A 20425-nucleotide genomic window follows, 5' to 3' on the forward strand; every position below is an offset into this window, starting at 1 on the left:
GATTGCCGCGACTCCTGTTTAACGGAGCGCTGGCGCTGGCGCTCCTGCTCCTGGTCCGCGGCGGCGGTGACGTTAGCCATTGATGGACTCCTGCTTATCGTGTTCGGTGGTGGTTCCGGCCGCCCTTGCCCGGATGGAATTCTTCAGTGAAGCTGTCAGCTTGTTCAGCATTGCGGCCGTCGCCACGGCATCGTCCTCGTTCCAGTCGGAAAGATAGCCCTGCAGCGTCTCTGCCCGGTGTTTGATGAGCTCCGCGAGCTTCTCCTTGCCACGTGGTGACAGGGCAAGCAGTTGGGCCCTGCCATCGTCCGGGTCCGGCGTCCTGACCACCAGGCCCGCGTCGGCGAGTTCCGCGATGTGCCGGCTGAGCACCGGCGGGCTGACGCCCAGGCGCTCGGCCAGGTGTGCCGCGCGGGTTTCCCCTTCGCCGATGAACTTGAGCACGCCCTGGAGGGCGATGCCCGTGTCCTGGCCCTTCACGTTGACCATGGTCACGCAGCGCAGGGCGCGCTGGAGGTCAAAGATGTGGCCGACGAGATCGGCTGCGGTGGCCGGTGCGACAGACATGATGCTCCCTAAAGAATTAGTTGCTGCAAGCAACTGTATCAGGAAATGGTTGCTTAGGGAAACGAAGTTGTTGTTGGTTCCGGTTAAACAGGCACTCCCCCACTTTCGCTGGACGGTGCCCGGAAAGTGAGGGAGCGGTTGTGGATGAACGGATGCTTAAGTCGCCAGGTGGGTGGGGCCGAATATTTTCAGGAGGGTTTCAACTACGACGACGTTGGGCCCGTCAGAAGCGAATCCCGCCCTGAGCGCGTCCCCCACTTCCTCCGGGGCCACCCGGGTGGCCGGCACGCCGAAGGATTCCGCGAGCTTCACGAAGTCGGGCCGGGCGAGCTCGGTGGCGGTGGCCTTGCCGAACGCGCCCACCATGTATTCGCGCAGGATGCCGTAGCCGCCGTCGTCCACGATCAGCCAGGTGACCGGAACATTGTGCTGTTTCGCCGTGGCAAGTTCCGCAATGGAATACATGGACGACCCGTCGCCGGAGACAGCGAGTACGCGAGCAGAACCAGCGGGCTTGCCAAGCGTCTCCAGTCCCACGGCTGCACCGATGGCACCGGGGAACGCGAAACCAAGCCCGCCGGCGCCCTGGGCTGAATGGAACTGCCCTTGCCGCGCGTCCCAGCAGGACCAGCCCCAGTACGCGGCAATGGTCATGTCCCAGAACGTCTGCATGTCCGCGGGCACCGCTTCGCGGATGTCGGCCATGAACTTCAGTTCCTTTGCCAGGTCCTGCGCTTCCAGCCGGGCGCGGACCTTGGCGAGGGATTCCCTCACCAGGTCTTCAGGGGTGCTGCCGTGCCAATCCGGCGTCGCCGTCTTGCCTGGCTCCAGTGCCTCATCAAGCGCCTCGTCCAGTGCCGCCAGTGCCTGGCCGGCATCGGCGCGGATGCCCAGGCCCGGCCGGTTAGACTCCAAAACCCTTGGTTCGGCGTCGATCTGGATGATCCTGCCGCCTGGCTCAAAGGTGAAGTAGTTGGAGGTGACCTCGCCCAGGGATGACCCAATCACCAGCAGGACATCTGCGTCTTCGAGGACATCGGTCATGTAGCGGTCCTCGATCCAGGACTGCAGGGACAGCTCATGGGTCCACGGGAACGCGCCGTTGCCGCCGGGGGTGCAGATTACCGGTGCCCGCAGTTTTTCGGCCATTGAGAGCAGGGACTTCTCGGCTTTGCCGCGGCGCGTTCCGCCGCCGGCGATGATGGCAGGCCGTTTGGCTGTTTGCAGCCACTTCACAGCTTCCCGCACCAATTCGATCCGCGGCGGGTTGTCCGCGGCTTCGGCCAAGGCGTCCTCGACCGGCGGGACCATGATCGGATCCAGCAGCACGTTTTGTGGAATCTCCAGCCACACCGGACCCTGGGGCGAGGAGATGGCCTCGGTCCAGGCGTCCTGGATGGCGGAGGGAATGCCGGAGGCATGCTGGATCAGCCGCTGGCTCTTGGTGACATTGGCGGCAGACGCCTTCTGGTCATCGAGCTGGTGCAGCATGCCCTTGCGCCGCGCGCCCAGGCCTTCGAGTGGAATCTGGCTTGCCACCACCACCATGGGCACGCCCGTGGCGTAGGCCTCCTGGAGTCCGGCCAGCGAGGTCAGCGCCCCCGGACCGGTGGAGAGGAACAGCACGCCCACTTCCCCGGTGGCGCGGGAGTACCCGTCCGCGGCGAACGCACTGTTGTTCTCCACCCTGGAGGAGACAAAGTGCAGGTTGCCGCGGCCCATGGCGTCGAAGAGCCCCAGGGCGTGCTGGCCCGGGATGCCGAAGACGGTCTTGGCCCCCAGCGCTTCGAGGGTCTCGACAACGAGGTCCCCGCCATTGCGAACGCTGCTCCCCCGCTCGGGGACGGGCGCGTCCAATGCAGTCACGGCCCTATTCCTTGACGGCGGCGGCGAAACCGGCGGGGCGGCGCGTTTCACTGCCCAGAGCCTGCGCCGCATAGCCGGATTCTGTTCCGAAGCGGCTTCCAGGGGTGGCGTTGTCGGCCATGAGGGTCACCAGCTCATACGCCACATGGCTGGCGGCGACGCCGGTGATCTCGGCGTGGTCATAGGCAGGAGAGACTTCCACGACGTCGGCACCCACCAGGTTCATCCCGCGGAAGCCCCGGATGATCTCCAGGAGCTCGCGGCTGGTAATGCCGCCGGCCTCCGGCGTTCCCGTGCCCGGGGCGTGGGCCGGGTCCAGGACGTCAATGTCCACCGAGATGTAGAGCGGACGGTTTCCGATCCGGTCCCGGACCTTGGCCACCGTCTCCAGCACGCCCTGGTAGTAGACGTCCGCGGAGGTGACGATGCCGAACCCAAAGCGATGGTCGTCGTCGAGATCCTTCTTGCCATACAGGGGGCCGCGGGTGCCGATGTGGCTGATGGCCTCGGTGTCCAGGATGCCCTCCTCAACTGCCCGGCGGAAGGGTGTGCCGTGGGTGTATTCGGCGCCGAAGTAGGTGTCCCAGGTGTCCAGGTGGGCATCGAAGTGCAGCATGGCGATCGGTCCGCCCGCGCGCTCGGCGGCGGCGCGCAGCAGCGGCAGGGCGATGGTGTGGTCCCCGCCCAGGGTCAGCAGCCTGCTCGCGGCAGCCGTGAGGTCCAGCGCGTTCTGCTGGATGGTCTCGATCGCTTCGTTGATGTTGAAGGGGTTGACCGCCATGTCCCCGGCGTCGGCCACCTGGATGTTCTCAAAGGGGCTGACATCCCAGGCCGGGTTGTAGGGGCGAAGCAGGCGGCTGGCCTCGCGGACGTGGTTGGCCCCGAAGCGGGCACCGGGGCGGTAGGAAACACCCGAGTCGAAGGGGACACCGACTACCGTGACGTCTGCCTTTTCCACCTGGTCCAGGCGTGGAAGGCGGGCGTACGTGGCAGCTCCGGCGTAGCGGGGAATCCGGGATGAATCGATGGGGCCAAGGTTGCCGTTGGCTTCAATGCGCAGCTCTTCCAATGGAGGCCTCTCCTTCGAGGAGTTGAGGGTCTTCTGTGACTGCCATCATACACCCGGGTTTTCCTCTGAGCATCAGTTGTTTACCAAATGAGCTGCCCGTGCATTCCCGCCCTGTTACTCACCCAGGCCCGGAGGTGTACCCGACTACCTCGCGGGGGTTCCAGCATTTCGCCTCAGCCCTCCATGAGCGCCTTGGAGTAACTGGGCAGGAACGCACAGAGCGGGCCGCCGGGTTATGCACATAGGGTCAACATCCTGTTCCAGACGTTGCCCTACGCGGCCTCCAATGACGTGGTGGACATCCTCGATTACCTGCTCAAGTGTGGCGGCGTGGCCCGCTCCGCCCAACTCCTGGACGCAGGGTTCCCGCGACGTGAACTCTTACGGCTCACCGGGCTGGGTGCCACCCAACCCCGGCGCGGCATCTTCGTTCTGCCCAGCTGCGACGAAGGCCTCCTCACAGCAGTCTTGAACAACGGCCGACTGACCTGCGCCAGCGCCGCCGGCCACTACGGGCTCTGGCTTCGCACACCTCCCCCGCAGCCGCACCTGGCCTGCGGCCACGGCCACGGCATCGGGTTTATCCGGCACCGCACCGTGAGGTTCCCCGGTCATCCGTCCCTGCCCGTGGCCGCCGTGGAAGATGTGGCACTTCATCCCCACTTACACCCGCACCAAAAGCGCTCCGCGGAAGTGCATCCCGCGCAAACCAGCGGCTCCCATAAGGACCACCATAGGTAACTGGGCAGGAATGTACGGCCAGAAGAATTACCGGCTGGCCGCGGGGACCAGGACCCAGAGCACCTCGACCGGCTTGTCCGTGGGGTTGACCCACGTGTGGGGTTCGCGGCCCGGGAAGGTGACCGTGTCCCCAGTATCGAGGTCGTATTCCTCGTTGGTGAGGATCAGCTTGATGGACCCCTTGACGACATGCAGGACGTCCACGTCGCAGTCCACGGCATAGAGCTCGGATTCGCCCCGGCCGTGCGGTTCGATGACCGCCTGGATGATCTGGACCCGGCGTTCGGACCGGGCTGTCAGCAGGCGCTCCACGATGCCCTGCCCGCCGAGCGAGATCCGCGGACCCTCATTGCGCTTGGTCAGGTGGGTTTCCGGGGCAATAAAAAGATCGCCAATGGAGATGGACAGCACCTGGCACAAAGTCACCAGGGAGGCGACCGAGGGTGAGGTCAGGTCCCGCTCCACCCGGCTCAGGAAGCCCTTGGTCAGCCCGGTGGCGTCGGCCACCTGCTCGATGGTGAGCCGCTGGGACTGCCGGGCGGCCCGGATCCTGGAGCCGATGGCAACCGGGACGTTGCTCGGCTCAACTGGCAGTGCCTTCATCTTCGAACCTTTCATGGCCGGCAGCCCGGCCCCACTCTGGAGCCATACTAGTGGGCGCCGCTTTTTTTGACGCGCCCCTGCCACACGGGCGGGAGCGAGCCGCCCCGGCCCTTGACTGTCGCGGCCGTCACACTCTAGTCTTTGGAAACTCCGGTTGCCTATAGGGCAATACCAGGAGCCGTTTCCGTTCGTCCGCGGCGGTTCCGGGCGCCGTCGCCCCGGTCCCACACCCGGCGCCCAACAGCTCCAAGGAGCCACCTATGGATGCAAGTGCCATCAACATCGCCATCGTGGTGGTGTACCTCCTCGCAATGCTGGCCTTCGGCTGGTGGGGCAAGTCCCGGACCAGGAACAACAGCGACTTCCTGGTCGCCGGCCGCCGCCTGGGCCCGTTCCTCTACACCGGGACCATGGCCGCCGTCGTCCTGGGCGGAGCGTCCACCGTGGGTGGTGTGGGCCTCGGCTACAAGTTCGGCATCTCGGGCATGTGGCTGGTGGTGGCCATCGGCGCGGGCGTCCTGCTGCTGAGCCTGCTCTTCGCAGGAACCATCCAGAAGCTGAAGATCTACACGGTGTCCCAGATGCTGACGCTCCGCTACGGCAGCAAGGCAACAGAAGCCTCGGGCATCGTCATGCTCGCCTACACCCTGATGCTTTGCGCCACCTCCACCGGCGCCTACGCCACCATCTTCGTGGTGCTGTTCGGCCTGGACCGCGCGCTGGCCATCGCCATCGGCGGCGCCATCGTGCTGGTGTACTCCACCGTCGGCGGCATGTGGTCCATCACGCTGGCGGACCAAGTCCAGTTCGTCATCAAGACCGTGGGCATCTTCTTCCTCATGCTTCCGTTCACCCTGAACGCCGCCGGGGGCCTCGACGGGATCCGCAGCCGGGTGGACGCCAGCTTCTTCCAGATGGACGGCATCGGCGTCCAGACGATCATCACGTATTTCGTCGTCTATACCCTGGGCCTGCTGATCGGCCAGGACATCTGGCAGCGCGTGTTTACGGCCAAAACGCCCAAGGTGGCGCGTTGGGGCGGCGCCACCGCCGGCATCTACTGCATCCTCTCCGGCGTGGCCGGGGCGCTGATCGGGATGGCCGCCAACGTGGCCCTGTCCGATATCAAGATCGCCGCCAAGGACGATGTCTACGCCGAGGTTGCTCAGAACCTGCTCCCGGTCGGCATCGGCGGCCTGGTACTGGCTGCTGCCGTCGCCGCCATGATGTCCACCGCGTCCGGCGCCCTCATCGCCGCCGCCACTGTTGCCCGCGCCGACGTCCTGCCGTTCGTGGCCGGCTGGTTCGGCAAGACGGTCAACACCGGCGACACCGAGAACCCGGAGCATGACGTCAAGGCCAACCGCGCCTGGGTCCTTGCCCTGGGCATCGTCGCAATTGTCATCGCCATCATCACCAAGGACGTCGTTGCGGCCCTGACCATCGCTTATGACATCCTTGTGGGCGGCCTCCTGGTGGCCATCCTGGGTGGTTTGGTGTGGAAGCGCGGCACCGGCCTGGCAGCCGCCGCCTCCATGGCAGTCGGTTCCGTAGTGACCCTGGGGACCATGATCATCCTGGAAATCAATGCCAAGGCCCCGCTGGACGGCGTCTACGCCAACGAACCCATCTACTACGGCCTGATCGCTTCAGCCGTTGTCTATATTGTGGCTTCACTGCTCACGCGGCCCACAGACCCCGCCGTCATGCAGGCGTGGCAGCGCCGGGTTTCAGGGCAGGAACCCGAAGACGCCCCCGAGGAAGTCCTCGCCGGCCGCTGACCTAAAAGGCAGCGGAGCAGGCAAGAAAATAAAGTACGACGGCGGCACCTCCTTTCGCTTTTCCGCGAAGGAGGTGCCGCCGTCGTAAGCCCTTTTAGTCGGTGCCGCTACCCCTCGGTGTCGCGGGGCTCGTCGTCATCCAGCGGGACCGGGCGGTCCTCGGCGTCGATGACGATCGGCGGTGCCTGGACTACCGGCTCCTCCTCGTCGATCAACGCGTCCTCCGCGTCCCAGTCCGCATCGTCTACCGGTGCATCCTCGGCGTAATCGTAGGCGGGATCCGCTTCTACGGCCTCCAGGTGCGGCATGTCCGGGTGCTGTCCGGTGGTGCTCATCATTCAACCTCCGTATCTTCGCCTGACGTGCTCTTCAGGTAGGGCGCAGCCTGCGCCACACCTTCATCACAACACCGGCCGGGCGGACGGGTCAATAGCCGCTGCTGCCCTCCGGATACTCCGGAAACGCCGGCACCCGGGGCCCGGGTTTTGAGGCAAGCCGAAACTTCCCAGCGAGGTTTGCCAGCCAAAAAACCGCGGAAATACGCAGTACGCTGGCAGGGCAAAGGCGCGAGATCATGCCCTTTCCAAGCCAGGAGTACCAGTGTCGCAGCACGCCCAATCCGATTCCCATGCCACGCCGCAGGAGGCCTCCCCCACCGTGCAACCCCAGCCCTCGCCGTCGAACATCAAACGGTGGCGCCAGTACCTGGCTGACGAACGCGCCGAAGCTGCCGTCTACCGTGACCTGGCACAAAACCGCGAGGGGGAAGAGCGCGCCATCCTCCTGGCCCTGGCCGAGGCGGAAGGCCGGCACGAAGCCCACTGGCTGGCACTGCTCGGGGAGCACGCAGGCAAACCCAGGAGGGCGTCCGGACGAAGCCGGTTCCTGGGGTTCCTGGCCCGGCACTTCGGTTCAGTGTTCGTGCTGGCCCTTGCCCAGCGTGCCGAGGGCCGCTCCCCCTACGCCAAGGACCCCAACGCCACCCCCGCCATGGCTGCCGATGAGCAGATCCACGAGGAAGTGGTGCGTGGCCTGGCAACCCGCGGCCGCAACCGCCTGGCCGGTACCTTCCGCGCTGCTGTGTTCGGCGCGAATGACGGCCTGGTCAGCAACCTCTCCCTGGTGATGGGCATGGCCGCGTCCGGCGTGGCCAGCAGCGTTGTGCTGCTCAGCGGCATTGCCGGGCTCCTGGCCGGGGCCATGTCGATGGGCGCCGGTGAATTCATCTCCGTACGGTCCCAGCGCGAACTGCTGGCCGCCACCCGTCCAACCCAGATCACCCTGGCGGCGGCGCCCAAGCTGGACCTCGAAAACAACGAACTGCTCCTGGTGTACCTGGCCCGTGGGATGTCCCGGGAGGCGGCCGAGCACCGGGTGGCGGAGCGGACGGGCCAGCTGTCCTGCGACTGCGATCCCAGCCTGTCCCTGCAGCCGGAACTCGCGGAGGAAGAGGACCAGCATGAGGCTGTGGGCACGGCCTGGGGCGCGGCGCTGTCCAGCTTCTGCTTCTTCGCCTCCGGTGCCATCGTTCCCATCCTGCCGTTCCTGTTCGGCCTGACCGGCGTCACCGCGCTGGTGGTGGCCGGGGCCCTGGTGGGCCTCGCCCTCCTGGCCACCGGTGCCGCCGTCGGCCTGCTCTCCGGCACGTCCCCGTTGACCCGTGGCCTGCGCCAGCTGGCCATCGGCCTGGGCGCGGCAGGCATCACGTACCTGCTGGGCCTGCTCTTCGGCACGGCGGTGGGCTAGCAGCCGGCAAGGGCTTTTCGTGGGGGTCTTCCGGCGGTCCTCAGCGCTCCCGGAGGACCTCCACTGCTTCTTCCACGGTGTCCACCAAGTAGATGCAGTCCGCCATTGCCCGACCGGCCGCCAAACTGCACAGCATGGGCCAGGCCGGGTACTCCTGCTCCCAATGGTGCCGCCCCACCAGCACCATGGGCGCCACCTTTTCGCGGGCGCCATAGTAGTTTTCGCAGGCGTCCTGGAAGATCTCCTGGACTGTGCCTGCAGCGCCCGGGAGGAAGACGATTCCGCCGTGGCACAGTTCCAGCAGGATGGCCTCGCGGATGGCGTTGGCGAAGTATTTGGCGATGTGCGTGGCGAAGTAGTTGGGCGGCTCGTGCCCATAAAACCAGGTGGGAATGCCGATCGACGGCGTGCCGCCCGGATGGTGTTCGACGACGGCGGCGGCCGCGCGCGCCCACGCCGACACCGAGGGACGGAACCCGGGAACAGCGGCGAGCGTGGCCAGCGCCGCCTGCACGTGGCCGTCGGACGCCTGGCTCAGGTACGCCCCCAGGTTGGCCGCCTCCATGGCGCCCGGCCCGCCGCCCGTGGCCACCGAATACCCTCCGAGGGCGAGCAGCCTGCCCAGCCGCGCTGCTTCCGCAAATTCCTGGCTGCCGCGCGGCGCCGCGTGTCCGCCCATGACCCCGACGATGGAGCGGCGGGTCCAGGACCCGGAGCGGGTCAACTCATCCAGCGCGTCCCCGATCGCATGGTCGTGCAGGGCGGAGGCAAGGGTTGAGTCCACGCGGTGCCGCTGGCCCGGCTGAATGCTCCAGTGGTAGATGCGGGCGTCCGGCAACTCCTCGTACGGCGAGGTTGCCAGCCCTGAATAGAGTTCCGCCGGGGAATACAGCGAAGCGCGGTACGGGTCGAAGGGGACGCCTTCAAGCCTCGGGAAGATCAGGGCGCCGCGGCTGCGGAGGTTGGCTTCCATGCCGTCGTCGAAGATGCAGCCCAGGAACATGGCGCCTTCGACGCTGACGTTTTTCAGGGCCGCCGACCGGCCCCGCAGGTCCAGCGACTGCGCGTGCCAGCCGTGCAGGTTGACGGCGCCGCCAGCCACCAGGCTGTCAAAGCTGGCCAGGTCCTGGACTTCGAGGTTGCGCGGGCGCGGCCCCAGGCTTCCGGCGAAATTCACGGCTGCTGCCTGGTGGTCCACGTCATGGAGCCAGCCTAGGCGAACCAACGCGAAAGCGGGGCCGGACCGTTGCCCGCCCGGTTGATGCCGGGAAGGGCTTGGTCCGACCCCGCAGTGCTTGCTGGGTCGTGCGGCGGAGCGTGCTGCTAGGCGGAGATCTTCGCGGGCACTTCACCGTCCCGGAAGTGCGCCTCGAGGTCCTCGAGCGAGTGGCCTTTGGTCTCGGGAACGAACTTGATGACGAAGGCCAGGGAGGCGAGGTTGACCAGGACGAACAGGCCGAAGGTGCCCGTGGAGCCCAGGGCGTTGACCACGATGGGGAACAGGAAGGAGATGGCCGCGTTCACGGTCCACAGTGCGAAGACGGCGATGCCCATGGCGAAGCCGCGGATGGCCAGCGGGAACATCTCCGAGAGCAGGAGCCAGACGCAGGTTCCGATGAAGCACTGGACGAAGGCAACGAACAGCATCATGGCGGCCAGGATGGTGTAGCTCGCCAGGTCCGACTGTGGAAGCAGGAACACGATGGCCAGTAGTGCCTGCGAGCCCACCACTCCGGAGAAACCGATCACCAGCATGCGGCGGCGTCCCACGAAGCCGAGCAGCCAGATGCCCAGGATGGTCATCAGCACGGACGTGACGCCGACGCCGATGGTGGCCACGAGCGAAGCGCTGACGCCCAGGCCGCTCTTTTCCAGGATGGTGGGAGCGTAGTAGTTCACGGTGTTGATGCCGGTGGCCTGCTGCACGATGGCCAGGCCGACGCCGATCCAGAGCAGCCGGCGCATCCAGGGGTTGTTCTTCAGGTCCCGCAGGGCGTGGCCGCGTTCTTCCTTTGCGGTGCGGGCCGCAGCGGCGATCTCCTCGAATTCCGCAGCCGCCTCCTGCGGGCTGCGGCTGAGGTCCAGGACCCGGCGGCTGTCTTCCAGGCGGCCGCGGATGGCGTACCAGCGGGGCGACTCGGGAAGCATCATCATGCCGGCGAGCAGCGCCAGGGCCGGGACCGAGGCGATGCCGAGCATGCCGCGCCAGACCTCGTTGTCGTGGATCAGGGCATCCAGGAGGGCGTTGATGGCAAAGGCGAGCATCTGGCCGGTCACGATCATGAGCTCATTGATGGTCACCATGCGGCCACGGAGATGGGCGGGTGCCATTTCCGCCAGGTAGAGGGGGCAGGTGACGGCGGCGGCGCCCACTCCCAGGCCGAGGACGATGCGGGCGGCAATCATGAAGGGGACGGTCGGGGCAAGGGCACAACCGATGGCGCCGAGCAGGAACAAGAGGGCGCAGACCAGCAGGGACCCTCGGCGGCCCAGTTTGTCAGCCATGCGGCCGCCGGTGAGGGCGCCGACGGCGGCACCGGGGAACAGCAGTGCGCTCACCACCGTGGCTTCCTCGACGGCGGTCATGTTAAGGGAGTCGTTCATGTACAGCAGGGCGCCGGAGATGACGCCGGTGTCATACCCAAAGAGCAGGCCGCCCAAGGTGGAGATCACAGTGAGCCGGGCGAGGTATCCGCGGCGCCGGGCGCCTGATGCTCCCGTGGTTTGTTTCTGCAACAGCATTGTTGCCTCTCAGATTCTCTCGGGGACCGGAAGGACCGGTCAGGAATGTGATGCGTGCCACCAACATTAGAGCGCTCTAACCGGCCGGGTCAATGGAAAGTCTTAATGTCAGAACATTAACTTTCCCCCGCTCAGTACAGCGCCTCTGCACCGCCACCCTTGACCCGGCCTGCACGCCTGCTACGATCAAGGAAGAAAGTATGTCCTATCAAGCGAACATATAGCGGCAAAGTGCCTACAGGCGCGGCTGTCCTTACCGGACAAAGGCGCAGGGATCGAAGACGAGGGAACGCACCGTGGCGAACAACCTGGGACTCAGCATCGACCGCTCCTCCCCGGTGCCTTTGTACCACCAGGTGGTCCAGGGCATCGAGGCGGCGATCTACAGCGGGGCCCTGGAACCGGGAAGCAGGCTGGACAACGAAATCGACCTCGCCGCCCAGCTCAACCTTTCCCGGCCCACCATGCGCAAGGCCATGGACGAACTGGTCCGCTCCGGTCTCCTGGTGCGCAAGCGCGGCGTGGGAACGCAGGTGGTTTCCAGCCAGGTTCGCCGTCCGCTGGAACTGTCCAGCCTCTACGACGACCTCACCAACAATGGCAAGAAGCCCACCACCGAGGTCCTCAGCTTCTCCCACCTGGAGGCCGACGACGCCACCATTACCACCCTGCAGCTGCCCGCAGGTTCCAAGGTGTACCACTTCACCAGGCTCCGCAAGGTGGGCGGCAAGCCCCTGGCCCTCATGGAGAACTGGGTGCGCGACGACATCGCCGCCATGGATGAGGCCATGCTGGGCGCCGAGGGCCTCTACTCCATCCTGCGCCGGGGCGGCGTGAACTTCCGGCTGGCCAACCAACGCATTGGCGCCAAAACGGCGGACGAATACCAGGCTTCCATGCTGGACACCGAGCCGGGATCGGCACTGGTCACCATGGAACGCACCGCCGTGGACGATACCGGCCGCCGGGTTGAAACGGGCCACCACGTGTACCGGGCCGATTCCTACAGCTTTGAAATGACACTCGTACAGCGATAATCCAAGGAGCCAACTCCATGACCAACTGGGTCTACCCCCTGGGCACCGCCGCCGACGGCAAGTGGGACGTCTCGATCGGAACCTCCGATTCCTCCCTCACCGTGGACGGCTGGGCGCACACCGGCCTGAAGGTCGCCACGCTGCCGGCGGGCGCCGCCGTCGAACTCCCGGCCGCGGACGAGGAACGCATCGTGGTCCCCCTCAGCGGGTCCTTCATGGCGACCGTCGAGGGCACGGACTACCCGCTGGCGGGCCGCGCCTCCGTGTTCGCCGGGCCCACCGACGTGCTCTACTCAGGCACCGGGCGCGCCGTGACCGTCAGCTCTTCCGACGGCGGGCGGGTTGCGGTGGCGACGGCGCCGGCCAACGCCTCGTACCCCACCCGCCTGGTTCCCGCCGCCGAAACCCCGGTGGAACTCCGCGGCGCGGGCAACTGTTCGCGCCAGGTCCACAACTTCGGCACACCGGCAGCGCTGGAAGCGGACCGTTTCATCGTGTGCGAGGTCCTTACCCCCGCCGGGAACTGGTCCTCCTACCCGCCGCACAAGCACGACGAGGAGAAGGACGGCGAGACCTCCCTTGAGGAGATCTACTACTTCGAGACACAGGTTGCTTCCGGCTCCGGCGCACCTGCCGACGCCGACGCCATCGGCTACCAGCGCGTCTACGCCTCCGACGAACGCCCCATCGACGTGGCGGCGGAAGTCCGTACCGGCGACGTTGTCCTGGTCCCCTACGGCTGGCACGGCCCGGCCATGGCCGCACCGGGGTACGACCTTTACTACCTGAACGTGATGGCCGGCCCCGGCCCGGTCCGCGAGTGGCTGATCAGCGACGACCCGCACCACGGCTGGGTACGCCAGACCTGGGAAAGCCAGAACATCGACCCCCGGCTGCCCTTCGGCGCGTAAGGAACCTCGCCCGCCAGGGGCGGCAGGCTGGCATAGTGGAGTCTTGTGAAACAGACATCTCCTGCGCCGCGGTCCGTGACCATGGAGGATGTGGCACGGGGCGCCGGAGTGAGCCGCGCCTTGGTGTCCCTGGTCATGCGGGATTCCCCCAAGGTCTCCCCCGCCAGGCGGACGGCTGTGCTGGAAGCAGCCGCGGCCCTGGGCTACTCCCCCAACAGGCTGGCCAGCCGACTGGCCAGCCGCCGGACCAACACCCTGGGCGTCCTCTTCCTCGACCTGCACAACTCGGTCTTCGCCGACATTTACGACGGCATCACCGAAGGACTGGCGGACAGCGGCAAGCAGGTGATGGTCGCCGTCGGCTCCGCTGATCCGGGGACGGAGCTGGAGGCCGTCCGGTCCTTTGTGGACCTGCGCGTCGATGGGGTGCTGCTGGCCGGCTACACCGGCACTTCGGCGGAACTGGCGGCGGCGCTGCGCGGGACGCCCGCCGTCGTCATCACCCGTGAGATGGAGGTCGACGGCGTTGATTCCGTTTTCACCGACGACTTCCGTTCCGGAGCACTCGCCGTGGAGCACCTGTACCAGCTGGGGCACCGGCGGATCGCGCACTTCGACATTTCGGATTGGCTCCCCTATAAGGACCGCCGCAACGGGTACCTGCACGCCATGCAGCAGTTTGGGCTGGAGCCGCAGCTGGTCCACAGTGACATGACCGAGCGCGGCGGCCGGGCCGTCATGGAGCAGTTCCTGGACTCCGGCGCCACCCTCCCCACGGCGGTCTTTGCGCACAACGACCTGACCGCCATCGGCATCATGGAAGCGCTCGCGGACCGCGGGCTGTCCGTCCCGGGGGATGTGGCAATCGTTGGCTGCGACAACATCGAGGTGGGAGCCTCGCCCCTCATCGGCCTGACGTCCATTGACCAGCATGCCGGTGAACTCGGCCGGGTGGCGGCGCAAACCATGCTGGACCGGATCGCGGGTGCGGGCGGGCCTGCCCTGACCCGGAAGCTCGAGCCGGCCCTGATGGTGCGCCGCTCGTCGGATCCCACCGCCTAGCGGCTGACCAGCTCCTCCGCTGCCTGGACCTGGACCTGTCCGCGCCGGTCGCTCCGCCTGGCACCTGCAGCAGCGAAGGCCATAACGGCAAGGCCGGCCACGGTGATGCCGGCACCGCCCCAGATGGGCGAGGTGTAACCGAGGCCAGCGGTGATGGTGACCCCGCCCAGCCAGGCACCCAGGGCGTTGCCCACGTTGAAAGCGCCGATGTTGGCACCGGAGGCGAGGGTGGGAGCACCGGAGGCGTACTCCATAACCCGCATCTGCAGGCCCGGCACCGTGGCAAAGCCGAAGCCGCCCATCAGCACCAGGGAAATGACAGTGAGGACGGGGTTGGCGGCCGTCAGGGCGAACGCCACCAGGACCACGGTCAGCGCGGCGAGCACCACGAGCAGCGTCCGGTCCACGTTGCGGTCGGCGGCCTTGCCGCCCAGGGTGTTGCCCGCGAAGAGGCCCACGCCGAAGACGATGAGCAGCCAGGGCACGGTGGAAGCGCTGAAGCCGGATACTTCGGTGAGGGTGTAGGCGATGTAGGTGAATGCCCCGAACATGCCACCGAAGCCGAGGATGGTCACCACGATGGACAGCCATACCTGTCCGGAGCGGAAGGCACGCAGTTCAGTGCGGAGGCTGGCCGATTCTTCCGTGGCACCGGCCGATTTGGGGACGAGCGCCAGGATGCCGGCGAGCGCTGCCACGCCGATCACGGTGATGGCCCAGAACGTGGCACGCCAGCCTGCCGCCTGGCCCAGCAGCGTTCCAAAGGGCACGCCCAGGACATTGGCCGCCGTGAGGCCGGTGAACATGAGCGCAATGGCCCCGGCCTTCTTGCTGGGCGGAACCATCCCCGCCGCCACCACGGCCCCGATTCCGAAGAAGGCGCCGTGGGAAAGGGCTGCGATGACGCGGCCCAGCATCATCGCCCAGTAACCGTCCGCCGTGGCGGAGAGCAGGTTGCCGGCAATGAAGAGGACCAGCAGGGCGGCCAGCACGGGTTTGCGCTGGAAGCGGGTCACGGCCGCGGTCAGGCCCAGTGCTCCGACGACCACGGAGAGTGCGTAGCCGGAGATGAACCAGCCGGCCGAGGCCTCGCTGACGCCAAAGTCCGCAGCGACCTGCGGGAGGAGCCCGGCGATGACGAATTCGGTCAGTCCAATGCCAAATCCGCCCAGGGCGAGTGCCATCAAGCCAACAGGCATGCGAATGCTCCTTTGAGCTGTAGGTGTGGTTGTCCCCGCGGAGGGGCAGCGCCTAAGATAGTTGCAGGCGCGGGATTTATTGTTGCACATGCAACTATGCCGCGCAAGCAACTATATTCAACTTCGGCAAGTGGTGGCCTTACCGGCCATCACGTAAGGAGCAAGCATGGGCATCAAGGACGACGCCGTAGAGGTCCGCGCCCAGGGCTGGCGTACCCTGGCGGCCCTGCACGGGCTCATCGAAGGCGAACTGGAACGCGCGCTCCAGGCGAAGTCAAAGCTGTCCGTGGTGGAGTACACCGTACTGGACGCGCTGAGCCGGCAGGACGGGTGGCACATGCGGATGCAGCAGTTGGCGCGCGCCACGGCGCTGAGCCCCAGCGCCACCACACGTCTGGTGAACCGGCTGGAGGACCGCGGCCTGCTCACCCGGATCCTGTGCGACGACGACCGCCGCGGTATTTACACCGAGCTGACGGCCAGCGGCAACAGTTTGCTCGCGGAAGCGCGGCCGGTCCACGACGCCACCCTCGAACGTGCCCTCGATGAAGCCATGGCCATTCCGGAGCTGGCACCGCTGGTGGATGCCCTGCCGCGGCTGCATGCCCGCACGTAAGGCAGCAGTGCAGGAACAGCAGCGCCCCCTTGACGATGCTCAAGGGGGCGCTGCTGTTGAACGGGTGGTTCTGGTCCGTCAGGAAGCCTTTGCCGCGGCCGCCTCAGCTTTGCTGCCGGCCACGTTCTTGAAGTAGTGCTCCAGGTCCTCAAGGCTCTTGTCCTTGGTCTCGGGAACATATTTCGCGGCGAAGGCAATGGCACCAACGCCAAGAACAGCGAACACAAAGAACGTGTTGGAGATACCGATGGCGGCCAGCAGCTGCGGGAACCCGAAACCGATCAGGAAGTTCACGATCCACAGCAGGAAGGCGGAGGCACCCATCCCCAGGCCGCGGATCTTCAGCGGGAAGATTTCCGAAAGCATCAGCCAGGTCACCGGCGAGATGGCGCCCTGCTGGAAAGCCAGGAACGTGACGGTGAGCGCCAGGATGACGAAACCGCGGGCAGAGCCTTCCGGCAGGATCAGTGAGAAAAAGCCGATCAGCAGCAGCGCCGTGGTGGTTCCCACCTGGCCGATGATCAGCATCCTGCGCCGCCCCACCTTGCCCAGCAGCCAGATCCCCACGAACGTGGCCAGGACGGAGATGACGCCGTTGGCGATGTTGGCCGTCAAGGCAGCTTCGCGTCCGAAACCGGACTGCGAGAGGATCTGGGTGCCGTAGTACATAATCGAGTTAACACCGGTGATCTGCTGGATCACCGCAAGGCCCAGGCCCACCACGAAGATCCGGCGCAGCCACGGGATGCCCAGGTCCTTCCACGAACCCATCTTGGACTTGTAGTCCTCCACGGCCATGGCCTTGACTTCCTCGAATTCCTTGCGCGCCTCTTCCTGGGACCGGATGCGCTGCAGCACGCTGAGCGTTTCGCCAAAGCTCCCGATGGAGGCAAGCCAGCGCGGGCTCTCGGGCATGAAGTTCATCCCGATCCACAGGGCGATGGCCGGCAGGGTGGCGATGACCAGCATCCAGCGCCAGATTCCGTGGGATTCACCGAAGGAATTGCCCAGGTAGGCGTTGAAGATGAACGCCAGCAGTTGCCCGGTGACGATCATGAGTTCGTTCTGGGTGACGATCCGGCCGCGCCGGTTGCTCGGCGAGACCTCGGCCAGGTAGACGGGAACGGTTACCGACGCTCCGCCCACGGCAAGCCCCAGGACAAACCGGGCAGCAATCATCACTTCGGTGTTGGGCGAGAACGTGCAGCCCAGTGTGCCCACCAGGAAGATGACGGCCAGCACCATAATCATCCTGCGCCGTCCGTTGCGGTCAGCCAGGCGTCCACCGAACAGGGCGCCGAAGGCGGCACCGAACAGCAGGGACGAGGTGACCAGCCCTTCGGTGAGCGGGGTCAGGCCCAGGTCCTCCTGCATGTACGGCAGCGCGCCGTTGATCACGCCGGTGTCGTAGCCGAACAGCAGGCCGCCGAAGGTGGAAATAATGGTGACGGTCCGCAGGGCCCGCTTGTGGTTGACGGGCCGCTTCACGGCGGCACGGCCGGTAGCAGGCGAACTCATACGCTTACCTTCTGGACGTACTGTTTCATGGTTTCAAGCTGGTAGCGGGAAACGTCCTCGGCATTCTCGTCCTCCGCGAAGACGCTGGACACCATCACGGTGTCCTCCCTGTCCAGGAAGCCGATTTCCTTCAGGCCGCCGAAGAACTCGTCCCAGTTCACATCACCGTCACCGATCTTCAGGTGCTGGTGGACGCGGACCGGATTGCCCGGCGGGTTGGTGATGTAGCGCAGCCCGTGGGAGGCGTGGTGGTCCATAGTGTCGGCCACATGGACCAGGCGCAGCTTGTCCCCTGCTGCCCGCATGATGTCCAGCGGCGAGTTCTTCATGTGGAAGCTGTGCGACGCAACGTAAACCATGCCCACGTTCTTCGAGTTCACCCCACGGATCACGCGGATGGCGGCCAGGCCTTCCTCCACGAAATCGTCAGGGTGGGGGTCGATCAGCAGGTCGATGCCCTCACGCTCGATGAGCGGCAGCAGTTCCTCCATGGAACGGTAGAACGCGCGCTCGGACTCCTCGGCCTTTTCCGGGCGGCCGCTGAACTCGGTGTTCATGGTGCTGACGCCCAGGTCCACGGCGATCTGGATGGCGCGCTTCCAGTAGCGAACAGCTGCCTCGCGGGCGTCCTCGTCCGGTCCGGACCAACGCAGCACGGGCAGGACGGAGGCGATCTCAATCCCGGCGTCCCTGCAGGCCTTCTTGAGCTGGCCCACCAGTTCGTCGTCCGCTTTGGGGTGGTTGTAGAACGGGATGAAGTCCGCGTGCGGGGTCAGCTGCATGTACTTGTAGCCAAGGTCCGCCACCACCTTGGGGAACTCCAGCAAGCGGTGCGAGTGGTGGAACGGGGTGGGGTCAAGTGCGATTTTCACGTAAACACTCCATTGTGGATCAGGAAGGGTGGAGACACGAAAGGGGACGGATGGCTCCGCCCCCCTTTCCGGTCCTACTTGTAGAGGTCGGGCTTGGGGGCCAGCTTCACGGCGACCTTTTCGCCGTTCTTCTGCGCCTCGACGCCTGCCTCGCAGCATGCCGCGGTGGCGTATCCGTCCCAGGCGGAGGGGCCGCCGATTTCGCCCTTAAGTGCCGCGTCCACCCATGACTGGATTTCGACGTCGTACGCCGCACCGAAGCGCTCCTCGAAGCCGGGGGTGACGTTGCCGCCCCAGCGGCCCGAGCTGCGGGTGTAGGGGCCCTTGTCGCCGCCGATGCTGACGATGCCGTCTTCGAAGGATGCCTGGGTGGCCACCTCGTAGCCGAACTTGGCGTTGACGTAGATTTCGACGTCGGCCAGGACACCGGACTCGGTCTCGAGCAGGACGTGCTGGGGGTCGTGCTGGCCGTTCGGGGCGTTCCGGGTGGCCTTGCCCAGACGGACCTGGATGCTGGTGATTTCCTCGCCGGTGAAGAACCGGATGGCGTCGAACTCGTGGACCACGGAGTCGTTGATGAGCATCTCGTTGGTGAAGCCCTCCGGGGTGCTCGGGTTGCGGTGCTGGTGGTGCAGCATCAGCAGTTCGCCCAGTTCGTGGTTGCGGATGATCGAGCCCAAGGTGGCATATTCGGCGTCGAAGCGGCGCATGAAGCCCACCTGGATCCGCTTGTGGCCCAGCGCCACCTCGGCCTCCACGATCTTCCAGGAGGATTCGGCGTCGGGGGTGAGGGGCTTTTCACAAAGGATGGGGATGTCCCTGGCGAGGGCCTTGAGCAGGATGCCCTCGTGCAGGAAGCCCGGGGTGGCGATCAGGACGGCATTGACGTCGCCGTTGTTGAGGGCTTCCTCGGCGTCTGCGAGCGCAACGGCGCCGGGGATGCCTTCGATGGCGGCCTGGGCGCGTGCGAGGTCCACGTCCACGACGGCGGCAACTTCGGCGCCGTGGATGCGCTTGTTGAGGCGCTGGATGTGGTCGGCGCCCATGCGGCCTGCGCCGATGACGGCCACGCGAAGGTTTTCAGTCATTGTTCTGTCCTTTGGGGTTTGTGGCGGGGTTAGCTGACGGCGGTGCGGGAGCCGCAGGACAGCAGGTAGTTGCGGGTGCGCTTGGCGATCGGCATGGGAACGTCGAAGGCCACGGGGTACATGTCCTGCTCCACAATGCCGAAGATGGGCCGGTCCAGGGCTTCCACGGCTTCAATCACCGCGCGCAGGTCCGGCAGGCCGTTGGGCGGTTCGGTCATGACGCCGGCCAGGTTTGCGGCGGCCCACGTCATGTTTTCCTCGTTGACCTTCTTGAGGATGTCCGGGTTGATCTGCTTCAGGTGCAGGTAGCCGATGCGGTCCGGGTAGTTCTTGATCAGTTCCAGGCTGGAGGCGCCGCAGTATTCGGCGTGTCCAGTGTCCAGGCAGAGGTTCAGGTACTTCGGGTCGGTGGCTGCCAGCAGCGTTTCGATGTCCTCCTGCGCGCCGACGTGGGAGTCGGCGTGGGAGTGGAACTGCTGCTTCAGGCCGAAGTCCTCCAGCAGGGTCTTGCCCAGGCGGTTGTGGCCGTCGAAGAGATCGCTCCAGGCCTTTTCGCTCAACGTGCCGCTTTCCACGGCTTCGCCGGTGACGTCGTCGCGCCACATGGCCGGGATGACCACGATGTGCTCGCCGCCCATGGCGGCCGTCAGCTCGGCCACCTTGCGGGCCGGCTCCCAGGCGGTTTCCCACTGGTCAAGGCCGCGGTGGAAGGCCGTAAACACGGTGCCGGCAGTGACCTTCAGGTCACGGGCCTTGAGTTCCTCCGCCAGCCGGGTGGGGTCCGTTGGCAGGTAGCCGTAGGGGCCCAGTTCGATCCACTTGTAGCCGGACTCGGCCACCTCGTCGAGGAAGCGTTCCCACGGGGTCTGTTTGGGATCGTCCGCGAACCAGACGCCCCAGGAGTCCGGCGCCGTGCCGATGATCAGCTTGTTCTCAGTCATGACAGCGTTGTCTCTCTCTTTGCATCGATTGCTCCGTAACTGCCCTTTTGGGCGCTCAAAACGGCG

The 20425-nt window shown here is 66.1% G+C and carries 19 protein-coding genes; 7 read left to right on the forward strand and 12 right to left on the reverse strand.

Annotated features, from left to right (window positions below; all coding sequences use genetic code 11):
• Window positions 1-72: 72 nt before the first annotated feature.
• From QF031_RS15940 to speB, 3 genes are all read right to left on the reverse strand, one after another.
• Window positions 73-567 (reverse strand): MarR family winged helix-turn-helix transcriptional regulator, encoded by a 495-nt coding sequence (locus QF031_RS15940; protein WP_307430262.1) that lies wholly within the window; start codon window positions 565-567, stop codon window positions 73-75.
• A 156-nt stretch (window positions 568-723) separates the two neighbouring features.
• Window positions 724-2433, reverse strand: coding sequence for a thiamine pyrophosphate-binding protein (locus QF031_RS15945; protein ID WP_307430265.1), 1710 nt, complete (start codon window positions 2431-2433; stop codon window positions 724-726).
• Window positions 2434-2437: 4 nt separating this feature from the next.
• Window positions 2438-3502, reverse strand: a complete 1065-nt coding sequence (gene speB, locus QF031_RS15950) for an agmatinase (protein ID WP_307430268.1) — start codon at window positions 3500-3502, stop codon at window positions 2438-2440.
• A gap of 267 nt (window positions 3503-3769) precedes the next feature.
• On the opposite strand from speB, the gene QF031_RS15955 reads away from it, so the two are divergent.
• Complete coding sequence (locus QF031_RS15955) at window positions 3770-4243, forward strand: hypothetical protein (RefSeq protein ID WP_307430271.1); 474 nt, start codon at window positions 3770-3772, stop codon at window positions 4241-4243.
• A 27-nt stretch (window positions 4244-4270) separates the two neighbouring features.
• Here QF031_RS15955 and QF031_RS15960 read toward each other — a convergent pair whose 3' ends face one another.
• Window positions 4271-4846, reverse strand: a complete 576-nt coding sequence (locus QF031_RS15960; protein ID WP_307430278.1) for a helix-turn-helix domain-containing protein — start codon at window positions 4844-4846, stop codon at window positions 4271-4273.
• A 260-nt stretch (window positions 4847-5106) separates the two neighbouring features.
• Here QF031_RS15960 and QF031_RS15965 point away from each other — a divergent pair, with 260 nt between their 5' ends.
• The gene (locus QF031_RS15965; protein WP_307430281.1) at window positions 5107-6627 is read left to right on the forward strand and encodes a sodium:solute symporter; all 1521 of its coding nucleotides are present in this window, start codon (window positions 5107-5109) and stop codon (window positions 6625-6627) included.
• Between the two features lie 107 nt (window positions 6628-6734).
• On the opposite strand, the gene QF031_RS15970 is transcribed toward QF031_RS15965, so the two are convergent.
• Window positions 6735-6962, reverse strand: a complete 228-nt coding sequence (locus QF031_RS15970; protein ID WP_307430286.1) for a hypothetical protein — start codon at window positions 6960-6962, stop codon at window positions 6735-6737.
• A gap of 265 nt (window positions 6963-7227) precedes the next feature.
• Here QF031_RS15970 and QF031_RS15975 point away from each other — a divergent pair, with 265 nt between their 5' ends.
• Window positions 7228-8373, forward strand: a complete 1146-nt coding sequence (locus QF031_RS15975) for a VIT1/CCC1 transporter family protein (protein WP_307430289.1) — start codon at window positions 7228-7230, stop codon at window positions 8371-8373.
• A gap of 40 nt (window positions 8374-8413) precedes the next feature.
• On the opposite strand, the gene QF031_RS15980 is transcribed toward QF031_RS15975, so the two are convergent.
• Entirely contained in the window at window positions 8414-9550 is a 1137-nt protein-coding gene (locus QF031_RS15980; RefSeq protein ID WP_307433412.1) for an LOG family protein, read from the reverse strand.
• A gap of 146 nt (window positions 9551-9696) precedes the next feature.
• Complete coding sequence (locus tag QF031_RS15985; protein ID WP_307430292.1) at window positions 9697-11115, reverse strand: sugar porter family MFS transporter; 1419 nt, start codon at window positions 11113-11115, stop codon at window positions 9697-9699.
• Window positions 11116-11411: 296 nt separating this feature from the next.
• Between QF031_RS15985 and QF031_RS15990 the strand changes: the two genes are divergently transcribed.
• From QF031_RS15990 to QF031_RS16000, 3 genes are read left to right on the forward strand one after another with little or no spacing between them, the layout of a single operon-like run.
• Complete coding sequence (locus tag QF031_RS15990; protein ID WP_307430294.1) at window positions 11412-12152, forward strand: GntR family transcriptional regulator; 741 nt, start codon at window positions 11412-11414, stop codon at window positions 12150-12152.
• Window positions 12153-12169: 17 nt separating this feature from the next.
• On the forward strand, window positions 12170-13063 hold the full coding sequence (iolB, locus tag QF031_RS15995) for a 5-deoxy-glucuronate isomerase (protein WP_307430296.1): 894 nt from the start codon (window positions 12170-12172) through the stop codon (window positions 13061-13063).
• 45 nt (window positions 13064-13108) lie between these two features.
• Window positions 13109-14125, forward strand: a complete 1017-nt coding sequence (locus QF031_RS16000; protein WP_307430299.1) for a LacI family DNA-binding transcriptional regulator — start codon at window positions 13109-13111, stop codon at window positions 14123-14125.
• Here QF031_RS16000 and QF031_RS16005 read toward each other — a convergent pair.
• Window positions 14122-15324, reverse strand: coding sequence for an MFS transporter (locus QF031_RS16005; RefSeq protein WP_307430302.1), 1203 nt, complete (start codon window positions 15322-15324; stop codon window positions 14122-14124). The genes QF031_RS16000 and QF031_RS16005 overlap by 4 nt on opposite strands.
• Window positions 15325-15490: 166 nt before the next feature.
• Between QF031_RS16005 and QF031_RS16010 the strand changes: the two genes are divergently transcribed.
• A complete protein-coding gene (locus QF031_RS16010; RefSeq protein WP_307430304.1) occupies window positions 15491-15940 on the forward strand; it encodes a MarR family winged helix-turn-helix transcriptional regulator in 450 nt (149 codons plus the stop codon).
• A 78-nt stretch (window positions 15941-16018) separates the two neighbouring features.
• Here the strand turns inward: QF031_RS16010 and QF031_RS16015 are convergent, their stop codons facing one another.
• From QF031_RS16015 to QF031_RS16030, 4 genes are all read right to left on the reverse strand, one after another.
• Window positions 16019-17458, reverse strand: coding sequence for a sugar porter family MFS transporter (locus tag QF031_RS16015; protein ID WP_307430307.1), 1440 nt, complete (start codon window positions 17456-17458; stop codon window positions 16019-16021).
• On the reverse strand, window positions 17455-18330 hold the full coding sequence (locus QF031_RS16020) for a sugar phosphate isomerase/epimerase family protein (RefSeq protein WP_307430310.1): 876 nt from the start codon (window positions 18328-18330) through the stop codon (window positions 17455-17457). Before QF031_RS16020 ends, QF031_RS16015 begins: the two co-directional genes overlap by 4 nt.
• A 74-nt stretch (window positions 18331-18404) precedes the next feature.
• The gene (locus QF031_RS16025) at window positions 18405-19418 is read right to left on the reverse strand and encodes a Gfo/Idh/MocA family protein (RefSeq protein WP_307430312.1); all 1014 of its coding nucleotides are present in this window, start codon (window positions 19416-19418) and stop codon (window positions 18405-18407) included.
• Between the two features lie 29 nt (window positions 19419-19447).
• On the reverse strand, window positions 19448-20359 hold the full coding sequence (locus tag QF031_RS16030) for a sugar phosphate isomerase/epimerase family protein (protein ID WP_307430315.1): 912 nt from the start codon (window positions 20357-20359) through the stop codon (window positions 19448-19450).
• Between the last annotated feature and the right edge of the window lie 66 nt (window positions 20360-20425).

Origin of the sequence: Pseudarthrobacter defluvii (assembly GCF_030816725.1) — a bacterium.
Lineage (GTDB): Bacteria > Actinomycetota > Actinomycetes > Actinomycetales > Micrococcaceae > Arthrobacter > Arthrobacter defluvii_A.